The organism is Diplocloster modestus, from assembly GCF_019042245.1.
Taxonomy (GTDB): domain Bacteria; phylum Bacillota; class Clostridia; order Lachnospirales; family Lachnospiraceae; genus Diplocloster; species Diplocloster modestus.
In genome coordinates, this window is sequence record NZ_JAHQCX010000006.1 from 179,851 (window position 1) to 191,163 (window position 11,313).

At 50.1% G+C, this 11,313-nt stretch carries 8 protein-coding genes; 2 read left to right on the plus strand and 6 right to left on the minus strand.

What is annotated here, in order from left to right; translation table 11 throughout:
• The first annotated feature begins 30 nt into the window (after window positions 1-30).
• Both arfA and KTH90_RS11150 read left to right on the plus strand, forming a co-directional pair.
• On the plus strand, window positions 31-1,593 hold the full coding sequence (gene arfA / locus KTH90_RS11145; RefSeq protein ID WP_238726802.1) for an arabinosylfuranosidase ArfA: 1,563 nt from the start codon (window positions 31-33) through the stop codon (window positions 1,591-1,593).
• Between the two features lie 130 nt (window positions 1,594-1,723).
• Window positions 1,724-3,046: an alpha-L-fucosidase gene (locus KTH90_RS11150; protein ID WP_158352481.1), complete on the plus strand. Its 1,323-nt coding sequence runs from the start codon at window positions 1,724-1,726 to the stop codon at window positions 3,044-3,046.
• A gap of 200 nt (window positions 3,047-3,246) precedes the next feature.
• Here the strand turns inward: KTH90_RS11150 and KTH90_RS11155 are convergent, their stop codons facing one another.
• From KTH90_RS11155 to KTH90_RS11180, 6 genes are all read right to left on the minus strand, one after another.
• A complete protein-coding gene (locus KTH90_RS11155; RefSeq protein WP_238726803.1) occupies window positions 3,247-4,122 on the minus strand; it encodes an alpha/beta hydrolase in 876 nt (291 codons plus the stop codon).
• A 58-nt stretch (window positions 4,123-4,180) separates the two neighbouring features.
• Window positions 4,181-5,809, minus strand: coding sequence for a response regulator (locus tag KTH90_RS11160; protein ID WP_238726804.1), 1,629 nt, complete (start codon window positions 5,807-5,809; stop codon window positions 4,181-4,183).
• Window positions 5,778-7,337 (minus strand): sensor histidine kinase, encoded by a 1,560-nt coding sequence (locus KTH90_RS11165; RefSeq protein ID WP_238726805.1) that lies wholly within the window; start codon window positions 7,335-7,337, stop codon window positions 5,778-5,780. Before KTH90_RS11165 ends, KTH90_RS11160 begins: the two co-directional genes overlap by 32 nt.
• Before the next feature lie 37 nt (window positions 7,338-7,374).
• Window positions 7,375-8,898 (minus strand): sugar ABC transporter ATP-binding protein, encoded by a 1,524-nt coding sequence (locus KTH90_RS11170; RefSeq protein ID WP_238726806.1) that lies wholly within the window; start codon window positions 8,896-8,898, stop codon window positions 7,375-7,377.
• 6 nt (window positions 8,899-8,904) lie between these two features.
• A complete protein-coding gene (locus tag KTH90_RS11175) occupies window positions 8,905-9,873 on the minus strand; it encodes an ABC transporter permease (protein ID WP_158352486.1) in 969 nt (322 codons plus the stop codon).
• Window positions 9,874-9,979: 106 nt separating this feature from the next.
• Entirely contained in the window at window positions 9,980-11,035 is a 1,056-nt protein-coding gene (locus KTH90_RS11180; RefSeq protein WP_238726807.1) for a sugar-binding protein, read from the minus strand.
• Between the last annotated feature and the right edge of the window lie 278 nt (window positions 11,036-11,313).

An 11,313-nucleotide genomic window follows, 5' to 3' on the forward strand; every position in this document is an offset into this window, starting at 1 on the left:
CATTTGAAAATAAGGAGAAGGAGAAGAGTTGTGAAATCGTCGAAAATAATTCTGGATCGATCTTATGTAGTTGGCAAAATTGACAACCGGCTTTTCGGCTCATTTGTGGAGCATCTGGGGCGCTGCGTCTATGAAGGGCTGTATGAGCCATCGCACCCCCTGGCAGACGAACTGGGATTCCGAAAAGATGTGCTGGACATGGTCCGGGATCTGGGCATATCCCTGATCCGTTATCCCGGAGGCAATTTCGTATCAGGTTTTCACTGGGAAGACTCGGTAGGTCCTGTCTCGCAGCGTCCCCGCCGTCTGGATCTGGCCTGGAAGACGACAGAGAGCAATGAAGTGGGCCTCCATGAATTTGCCGCCTTTTGTAAAAAAGCCGGCGCGTCGCTTATGTATTCGGTTAATCTGGGCACCCGCGGAGCCGACGACGCCAGGAATGTGGTGGAGTACGCGAATCATGCCGGCGGAACTTACTGGTCCGACCTGCGTATCAAAAACGGCGCCGAGAAGCCCTTCGGCATCCCGTTGTGGTGTCTGGGCAATGAGATGGACGCCGCCTGGCAGACGGGTCAGAAGAGCGCTCAGGAATATGGCCGCCTGGCCAGAGAATCCGCCAAAGTCATGAAGCTGGTTGACCCCGGTATCGAGCTGGTCGTATGCGGTTCCACCGGTCCTGTGATCGAGACCTTCGGCGACTGGGAGCTGACCGTGCTGGACGAGTGCTACGACTATGTCGATTACGTGTCCCTGCACCGGTATTATGAAAACCCGGAACATGATACCGCCAGTTTTCTGGCCAACACGCTGGATATGGAGGACTTCATCCACACGGTGGCCTGCATCTGCGACACGGTGAAAGGGAAGAAACACAGGAAAAAGAAACTGAACCTCTCCTTCGATGAGTGGAACGTATGGTATCACACCAAAGGACAGGACGAAGAGCTGATCGCAGCGGACCGTTGGGGACAGGCGCTGCCTCTGTTACAGGATGTCTATAACTTTGAAGACGCCCTGGTCGTCGGGCTGATGCTGATCACCCTGTTAAAGCACGCGGACCGGATCAAAATCTCCTGCCTGGCACAGTTAGTCAACGTCATCGCCCCGATCATGACGGAAAAAGGCGGCGGCGCATGGGCCCAGACCATCTTCTATCCCTTCATGCATGTGGCAAAATACGCAAAGGATACGGATGTCCTGATGACTCTGATCGATACCCCTCTGTACGACTGTAAGAAATATACCTCGGTTCCGTATCTGGACGGGGTTGCCGTTATGGCCGTTGACGCGCAGACCGGAGTCTGCAGGGAGGTCACTTTGTTCTGTGTCAGCCGGGACCCTGATGAAGAACATACGGTAACGCTGGATCTGCGCTCCTTCGGTTCCCTGTCCATTAAGGAACATATCCTGCTGCATCATGATAATGTAAACGCCTGCAATACGCAGTCCGATCCGTTTCGTGTAGCACCCGCGCCCGGCCCGGGAGGAACTGTGGAAGACCAGACCGCGGTTATTCGCGTCCCCGCTTTGAGTTGGAATGTTTTCCGGTTTACCGCGTGCGAACAAGAATTCGAACAGAAACCAGATAGGTAAAGCCGGAACGCTCTGCCCGTAGCGGGCCCCGTACGCGGTATCTTCCTTACTGCCGCTGTGCGATCCACGCGAAGCCTGTTAAGCAACATGTACTATAGACCAACGTATTCGATTGAAAGGAGAATCACTCATGAAATTTAAACCAGAAATGGATTCCATCCGCACCCACACCGTACCCCAATGGTACGATGACTGCAAGCTGGGCATCTTCATCCACTGGGGCCTCTACTCCGTCCCCGCCTGGGCATATCCTTCCGGGAAACTCGGCACCATCCCCTTTGACGAGCGGTGGTTTGCCTATAACCCCTACGCAGAATGGTACTGCAACTCCGTGCGCGCCGGATTCGGCCCCACTTATGAGCATCATGTAAAAACCTACGGCGCAGATTTCGATTACGAATCCTTTACCGATCTGTGGAAAGCCGAGCGCTGGGATCCGGCCCAATGGGCGGAGCTGTTCAAGAAATCCGGAGCCCGCTATGTGATCCCCACCACGAAGCACCACGACGGCTTCTGCCTTTGGAACACCAAGTATACGGATTACAACTCTTATCAAAAGGGCCCCGGCCGCGATCTCATGAAAGAGCTGTGCGACGCGGTACGCTCCGAAGGTATGCGCTTCGGCGTCTACTACTCCGGCATGTTAAACTGGCACGTCACCCACAATGCCATGATGAGTGACTATGAAGTACATCATCCGAACAATATCACGAACGGATACGCCGACTTTGCCTATAACCAGATGATGGAGCTGGTGGACACCTTTGAGCCTTCCGTGCTGTGGAACGATCTGGACTGGCCGCTTAAGGGGCTTGATGATCTCCCCTATCTCTTCGCCCACTATTACAATACCGTTCCCGAAGGTGTGGTAAATGACCGCTGGCACGATGTCTGGTTTGATTACAAAACCAAAGAGTACCACCGGGGCGACAAGTTCCTGGAGCAGAAATGGGAATGCTGCCAGGGCATGGGCTTATCCTTCGGATACAACCAGGTCGAAACCGACGAACACTATGTAAGCCACAACGAACTGATCACCCTGCTGATCGACACCGTGGCCTACAACGGCAATCTCCTGATCAATGTAGGCCCGAAAGCGGACGGAACCATTCCCGAAGAACAGGAAAGCCGTCTTCTCTATCTCGGAAAATGGATGGAGGTCAACAGCCCCGCCATCTATTCCACGAAGCCCTTCAGCCGACAAAAAGAAGAGCTGGAAACCGGAGAAATTGTCTACTACACGCAGAATGACTCTTCCATCTTCCTGCTGGTCACGAATCCGAAAGCCGGAAACAGCACGCTGCGCATTCCGGAACCGGCATTTTCCTGCGATTACCGCAAAACACTGGGTAACTTTGGCGCAAATGTAGCCATCTCAGAAGGAAACCTGGTAATCGACCTGCTGGATATCCCCGCCGGCTCCGCCCCCGTTGTGCTGGAATTCACCAAATAGCCAGAGAGGGGACTGGCACATTCCGTCAGAAGAGTTGGCCGGTAAGATACTTATGGCGGAAGGGGCCTGTCCCCGGATGCCGGCTCTAAAGGAAAAACCTCTCCCCCGGACAGGCAGGTACGCTACCGCACTTGTCTGAACGGAAAGCGAAGCTTTTCCACTTATGCCGGCTTCCGGGGACAGGCCCCTTCCGCCATTTGTTACATACCGGCCAATTCTTCTGACGGAATGTGCCAGTCCCCTCTCAAAAAAGCGTGGATGATATCCATTATTTCTTTTTGGTAAAACACATCTTCCCCATGCCCGGCTCCTTCCAGTATATAAAAATCCGCTCTCTGTCCGGCTTCTTTTAGTCTTTCATACAGCTTTTCGCTCTGACTGACCGGCACGGTTCGATCCTGATTGCCATGAAGAATCAGAAACTCGGGAAGTTCTATTCCATCCCGGATATAGTTGATTGCGCTGGCTTTTTTCCCCCATGCGTCCGGGTCGTCCGCAAGAAAATCCTGAATCACTCTGTCATTTTCTATATTTTCCCCGATTGGATCATGAAGCAGATCGGCCAGCCCATAGAAATCCACCACCTTACTCACGGCCGATGGGTAATCCATATAGCCGCCCTGGTCAAATTCCTGCGTATCTTTGGTGACTCCCGCTAAAAGGGCCAGCGTCGCCCCGGCAGATTCTCCCATGATATATACCCGTTCTCCATCTATACAAAATTCCGGCGCGTGGGCTCTTAGAAAACGGATCGCAGACTTGATATCCATAAGCGCAGCAGGAAAAGGCGCCTCGTGGCTTGTCCTGTACTCTACGCTGGCTATCACATATCCCTCTTTGGCCAGCCCGGTAAGCTGTGGAATCCACACATTCCGGTCCATATTCCGAAATGCTCCGCCGCATATCCAGACGATCAGAGGCACCCGCGGATGGCCCTCTCTGTGTTTCGGCATCAGCAGGCTTAAATGCAGCGGCCGCTGGGTTTCTCCGTACCAGAACGGCACATGCGTATAGACCAAATCGTCCGCTAGCGTATATGTCTCCTGATCCATATGAATTTTGATTTTATTTATCAAGATAATCATCCTCTCCTATTAACCTGTCAATACAATACGTAAAAACCTGGCAGGCATTTCATCCCTTTCCGGTCATAGATTTGCTCTTCCATTCACTGACCGTACAGCCTGTATAATTTTTAAATACCTTACAGAAATATCCCGGATTGTGAAACCCCAGCTTTTCTGCCAGGACTTTTATGGAATAATTATATTTTACTACCAATTTCTTGGCCGCTTCCATGCGTATCCTGGTCAAATAAGTCGAATAGTTCTCATTGGTCTTTTCCTTAAATAGACGGCTCAGATAATAGATGCTGACATCACACACCTCAGCCACGTCCTCCAAAGACAAATCCTTCATATAGTTATCGTCCATATATTTCATAGCCCGGTCTATGATGTCATTGCCCTCCATTCCCCGGTCTTTGTGAAGCTCTTCCATGAGCCCTGTCATCACAGACGTACACCACTTCTTCAGCTCCAGCACATGACGGCATTCGATGCATTCCGTACACAGCTGGCTGATATTGTATTTGCTGTTAATTCCTTCCGGAAAATAATCGGCTAACTCCTGCAGGCTGTCCATCAGCATTTCGATGATCCGGTCATTCAGCAGGCTCCTCTCCACATCCTTATACCGTGAAAAGATCAAATCAATAGCTCTGCCCAGTTCTTCCCGTCCCCCGTTTTTTACCGCTTCCAGCAGCTGTTTCTTTTCCTTTTCCATCGTCTTGACCTGCAGGGCCGCATTTGGGTTTCCCGAAAATAGGTCTTTATAATGGCAGATGGGAAGCCTGGACTTCGCACTGTGCAGCGCGCTGATACTCTCTTTGTAAGAAACAGGCATCTGATCCGCTTTCTCATAAAAACAGCCGATCCCCGCCGACAGTGTCACATTTCCATTCCGTTCCGCCTTGTGCAGAATCACATTAATCCGGTCAATGATCCGGATCCGGTTCTGATATTCATTCTTAATATCGCGCATAGGAATAAAGCAGATTATCTCATTTCTGCGTATCCTAATTACAACCTTGTCCATGATATTTACCGTTTCTTCCCGCAGATCATGTAAAGCCTTGCGCAGTCCTGCCATCTGCAGCAGAGTCTCCTGCGGCTGACCCGCGTCCTGGGGAGCCGTCTGAACCGCGAAGGTAACAATACAGCCGCCTTCCTCCATAATTCCCAATGTCTGCAGATACATCAGAACCTTCTCACGATCGCCCACCCCCTCACATAGATAGGCCATGATCTCCTCCGATAACATAGGCCTGATTTTCTTAATAACATCTTTTAATTGCTGGCTGTTCATAGAATGGCTGCGCTCATTTTCCAGATCCCGGATACACTTTTCGATCAGAGTGATCATCTTTTCCCGTCTGGCCGGCTTCAGAACATAATCATAGGCATGGCAGCGGACAGCTACCTGGGCGTAATCAAACTGACTATAGGCTGTGTATAGAATAATCTTCGTGTTTCCCAGGTCGTCCAGGGCCAGTTGCAGCGCTTCGAGACCGCTTAGTCCGGGCATCTCGATATCCACGATCAGGATATCAAACGTCTGCTCTTTCAAAAGTTTTAACAGAGTAATCCCATTTTCCGCCTCGGCTGTGACTTTTAACTCCGGCACGCCGTCTTCCAGCATCATCTTCAGCGCTTTTCTTTCGATTTCCTCATCATCCGCGATCAGCATGCGGTACATCGCCATCCTCCCCCTCCCGTGATTTTAGGATCGGGAAACAGATCCCGATCCTGGTAAAACGTCCCTTTTTTGAATCCACCTGTATGATCACTTCATTGTTAAAAAACAGCCTCAACCTGCCAAACACATTGGACAGGCCGATAGAGCCGTCTTCCTCACCAGGTTCCAGACGGGCAGCCCTGTTTCGAATCTCCCGGAGCTTTTCAGGTTCCATGCCAAGGCCATTATCAAACACGCTGACCATAACCTTGTTTTCCCCTTCCAGGCCCACCCGGACCTGAACAATCCCATCTTTTGTGTACATTCCGACCCCGTGTATGATAGAATTTTCTATCAGCGGCTGTAACACCAGACATGGAATTCGCGCATCACGGATCCGTTCATCTGAGTCTACGGAAAATGATATTCTGTTTCCAAACCTGATCTTTTGTATCGCGATATAATCCCCTATATTTTCAATCTCCTTTTCCAGCGTCACGATTTTATCAAAATGATCCAGATTGTACCTCAAGTATTCTCCCAACGCCTCCATCATCTCCGAGGTCTGGCGGGCCTGCTCCATATAAGCCATCTTGGAAATCAGATTAATGGAATTAAACAGAAAATGGGGATTGATCCTGGCCTGAAGGCTCTTAAACTTCGCTTCTTTGACCCGCTTCTCATTTTCAATCACCCGTAGCTTTTCCGCCCGCAGCTTTTTCTCCAGTTCCGCATTCTCCACGGTTATATTATATTGATTACAGATCCTTTCCTGCATTTCGCTTAATGTGTTATTCAGATAATCGATTTCATTTTCCGGTTCTTTAAAAGTTATGGTAGCCTCAGGCTTCCCGTCCGTCAGGGAAAATCCCTTCATCTGTTCAGACAGGATATTGATGGGGCGGGTAATCATGCGGTCCAGTATCCAGAACAGGATCCAGGCAAACACCCCCACGCTGATCGTCGTAAACACGTTGATATAGATGATGTAACGCCTGTATTTTTCTAATTCCTCCATGCTGACCCTATGATTCTGCTGAATATCCCGGTAAACCACGTTCAGTTGTTCCCGGATAAATTCCCTGGTCTGCTCACTTTTTTTATAGATGCTGTTGATCTCATCATAACGATCGGTTTTTGCCGCTGTGATGGTATCGGAGGCGTATTGCAAATATGTGGAAATCATGTATTTTAAGTCAATGGTACTCCGGTTGTAGTTTTCCATATTCATCATGTCCGCCAGCTGCTCCGAAGCATACTGCATTTTTTCCTGTATGAACCCGTACTGTTCATAATCAAAATTTTTCTGCTGGGCCAGCTTGCCATTGACTAATTTGTAGATCAGGTTACCGCAATTGTCTGTTTCCAGGCTGATATCATTAAACAGATTGCTCAAGGTGATCAGCTTGTCCTTTTCACTGTCTATCTTCTGCCGGTAGCTATCCTGCACCAGCATAAGAAGCAGTATCCCGGTAAATACCGCAAGTACCAGAACGATAATCCGCTTTCGAATCGATATATAATACTGCCTCTTATGCCCCATTTGATATCCCATGCCTTTCTACCGGTTTTTCGGACTTTATTTTTATCTGTTATTGATTCCCAATGTTGGTCGCATACATCATAATCTTCTCCTGGGTACATTCCTCCCGGGCAAGTTCTCCGGCCAGTTTTCCCTCGGCCAATACCAGAACCCGGTCAGACATGGAGATCAGCTCCGGAAGTTCCGATGATATCATTATTATAGCGATTCCTTCTTTGGCCAGAGATACCATGATTTTATAAATCTCGGCTTTGGCCCCTACGTCGATTCCCCTGGTCGGCTCATCCAAAATCAGAATCTTTGGCTTGCGCATCAGCCATTTGCACAATACTACCTTCTGCTGATTTCCGCCGGACAATTGCTGCAACAGTACCTCTGTCCCCGGCGCTTTGATTCCCATCCGGGAAAATAATTCCTCCACTTTTGCCTTCTCTTTTTTTCCTTTCATAATACCATATCCGGACAGCTCTCTTAAAGATGCCAGCGCAATATTGTGGCGGATACTTAAGCCTCCTACGATCCCGTCGGTCTTTCTGTCCTCGGTCACCAGCGCGATCCCCGCACGGATCGCATCTGCCGGACTCTTAATCGTCACTTTCCTGCCATCCACAAATAACTCTCCGCTGTTTTTTCTGATTTTGCCGAAGACCGCGTCGACCAGCTCGCTGCGTCCTGCTCCCACCAGGCCTCCGATTCCCAGGATCTCTCCTTTTCGAAGGGAGAAGGAGACATCCTCCACGATATTTTTATTTGCTGCGTAAGGATGCGCCACTGTGACATTCTTTACTTCCATCACAACTTCTTTGATTGGCGCGGTTTCTTTGGGATAGTAGGACTCCATCTTTCGTCCCACCATCTCTGAGACAATCTTATCTTCCGAAGTCTCTTCCATCCTACTGGCGGAAATAGTCCGTCCGTCCCTCATAACCACAACTCTGTCGGCATTGGCAAATACCTCTCCCAGCTTATGTGTGATCAGGATACATGCGATCCCTTTCTTCTTTAACCGGTGCAGGATGGAAAACAACTTATCCGATTCCTGTATCGTAAGAGGAGAAGTGGGCTCATCCAGCACCAAGATTCTGGGATTTTTCGTCAACGCTCTGGCGATGGCCACCAGCTGCTGCTGGCTGGTACTTAAATTTCGCAGCAGTTCCTGAGGCCTGGCTCGTAAGCCAACCATCGCGATATACTCCTGTGCCTCCTGATTCATCCATTTCCAGTCGATTATCCCTTTTTTCTTCTTCCATCTTCCCATAAAAATATTTTCCGCCACTGTCTCGTCCAGATGCATACTGATCTCCTGATAAATCATGGCGATTCCGGCCCGTTCGGATTTCTCCGTATCTGTAAACCTGCATTCCTTCCCCTCGATCAGGATCTTCCCCTCGTAGGCGGACCGGGGATAAGATCCGCTCAATATTTTCATCAGAGTAGATTTTCCGGCCCCGTTCTCTCCGCACAGCGCCAGAATCTCCCCTGCATATGCCTCAAAGTTTACATCATCCAGAGCTAAAACTCCGGGAAACCGTTTGGTGATATGCTTCATCTGCATAATAATCTGTTTTTCCATTTTCCATCACCCCTTATCCGACGCTGCCTTGCTTCTCCTGTATGTATCGATCCCAACCGCTATAATAATAATGGCTCCCACCACCACCTTCTGCCAGTAGGCGTCCACTCGCAGCATGGTCATGGCTACTGTCAGCGTCTCCATAATGGCAACGCCGATCAGGGTCCCCACGATCGATCCGGAACCACCGTACATACTGGTTCCGCCGATAACCACCGCCGATACGATAGTCATCTCCCAGCCGGTCCCCGCGTTAGCCTGGGCTGAGGATAACCGGGACGCGGTAAGAATACCTGCGATACCCGCGCATACTGCCGAGATCACATAGGTGAGGGTTACAATCCTGCCGATGTGAATCCCGGATACACGGGCCGTCTCCATGTTTCCGCCAATGGCCATGGTACTTCTCCCATACACCGTATATTTCAACGCGAACGCGCCGACCGCCATAATGAGGAAGGCGATATACACCGAATATGGAACACCCAGGAAAGTTCCCTGGCCCAATTGTTTAAAGTTCTCCGGGAAACTGCCGAAGGGCACTCCCTTGGAGATAACATTGATTATCCCCCTGCCTATATACATAGATCCCAGTGTCACGATCAGAGCGGGAATTTTAAATTTTGTAATGATCACACTGTTAAAAAGCCCCACCAAGGCGGCGGCAAAAAGGCCTGCCAGGATCGCAAGCCACACCGGCGCCTGATATTTATCCAGAAACATACCGGTCACCAGACCTGCCAGCCCCATGATCGATCCCACGGACAAATCCAGCTGCCCGCTGATCAGCACAAACGTAACCCCGATGGAACCAATCAGGGTGATGGAAACGGACCGCAGCAGATTGATCACATTGTTAAAGCTGATAAACGCCGGGTTCGCAATGCTGGTAATCACGCAAATCAAAATCCAGGGAATTAATATCCCTACTTCCTTACTGGAAAATACTTTTTTTACCATACTGTTTTCTCTCATATACTTGTACGCTCCTTCTAAGCCACACCTGAATAGCAAAAACAGGGCGGGAAATTCAGGAACCCTGCGGCGCTCCCGTATTCCGCCACCCTGTCTCAGTTACAGACTATTTATAATTATCTACATTTTCCTTTGTAACGATGGTAACTCCGGTGTCTATGATCTGCTCTGCCGGTCCGTTTCCTTCAATGGTCTGTACCAGCAGTTCCACACCCAGATAACCCATTTCATACGGCTTCTGTACCGTAGTCGCGTCTACCACTCCATCCCGGATATATTGCAGCGTGTCTTCCATATCATCAAATCCGATGATGCAATAATCCTCAACTACGCCCATCTCTTCCGCCACTTTACCCGCAGCCTGCGCATCGGTGGAGCTTGTTCCGAACACAGCATTCATTTCCGGATAGGTCTGCATCATGGCCTGCGCTTTCTGGGTGCCCGTAAGCAGATCCGCATTGGAATCTTCCGTCACGATTACTTCCATATCCGGGAATTCCTTGATCGCTTCTTTGAACCCTTCCACACGGGCCACCATGTTCGCTGCATTAATTCCTCCCATCAGGATCCCGATCTTGGCTTTTCCGCCTGTCAACTCCGCCATCTTATTCCCCGCTTCCATTCCCGCGTCAAAATTCGATGTTCCTGCATAGTACTGCCGTTTGGAGTCCGGCGCGTCTGTATCGATACACACTACCGGGATACCGGCGTCCACCGCCCGGTCAATCGCCGGCTTAAATGCCTCCGGATCTAATGCCATCGTGATGATTCCGTCTACTTTGGCCGCTACAGCCGCATCAATCTGTTTGATCTGTTCATCTATATTGATTTCCGTCGGTCCCACAGTCTGAGTGTCCGTGCCATACTTCTCGTCCGCTGCCGCCATGCCTTCTTCCGCGATGGACCAGTACTCCAGGCCCACGATGGGATTCACCCAGGTAAACCGGTATCCTCTTTTTTCTCCGCCGTCTTCCTCGCCCGCCAGTTTCACTGACGTTTCACCGCCTTTGTCCGCCGCCTCATTATCCTTGCTCTGCTCTGTCTTTGCGCCTTCCCCGGCACCGCTGTCTGCCGCCGCCGGACTGCCGGAAGAACCGCATCCGCCAACAAGACCAATGATCATCGCAACCGCCACTAAGCTCCCGACTAATTTCTTCTTCATCATTCATCCTCCATAATAGCCTTTACGGCTGATTCTTTTAGTTGTGTTGTTTCCTCATAACTTTTCAATCCTTTTGCCGGCCGTTGTTTGAAATCTATGATGGTACCATCTTATCACGCCGCTTTCCTGCTGTGGATGGTAAGATTTTGTCATAAGGCGTAAATATTTGCGATCCGGTTACACTTTTTTGCTGAGAGGGGACTGGCACATTCCGTCAGAAGGGTTGGCCAGTAAGATACTTATGGCGGAAGGGGCCTGTCCCCTCTTTATGTACGCTA

Coding starts and splice junctions, on each gene's coding strand:
- KTH90_RS11165 (WP_238726805.1), bottom strand. CDS start 7,337: ATGGGATATCAAATGGGGCATAAGAGGCAGTATTATATATCGATTCGA.
- KTH90_RS11160 (WP_238726804.1), bottom strand. CDS start 5,809: ATGGCGATGTACCGCATGCTGATCGCGGATGATGAGGAAATCGAAAGA.
- KTH90_RS11175 (WP_158352486.1), bottom strand. CDS start 9,873: ATGAGAGAAAACAGTATGGTAAAAAAAGTATTTTCCAGTAAGGAAGTA.
- KTH90_RS11180 (WP_238726807.1), bottom strand. CDS start 11,035: ATGAAGAAGAAATTAGTCGGGAGCTTAGTGGCGGTTGCGATGATCATT.
- KTH90_RS11170 (WP_238726806.1), bottom strand. CDS start 8,898: ATGGAAAAACAGATTATTATGCAGATGAAGCATATCACCAAACGGTTT.
- KTH90_RS11150 (WP_158352481.1), top strand. CDS start 1,724: ATGAAATTTAAACCAGAAATGGATTCCATCCGCACCCACACCGTACCC.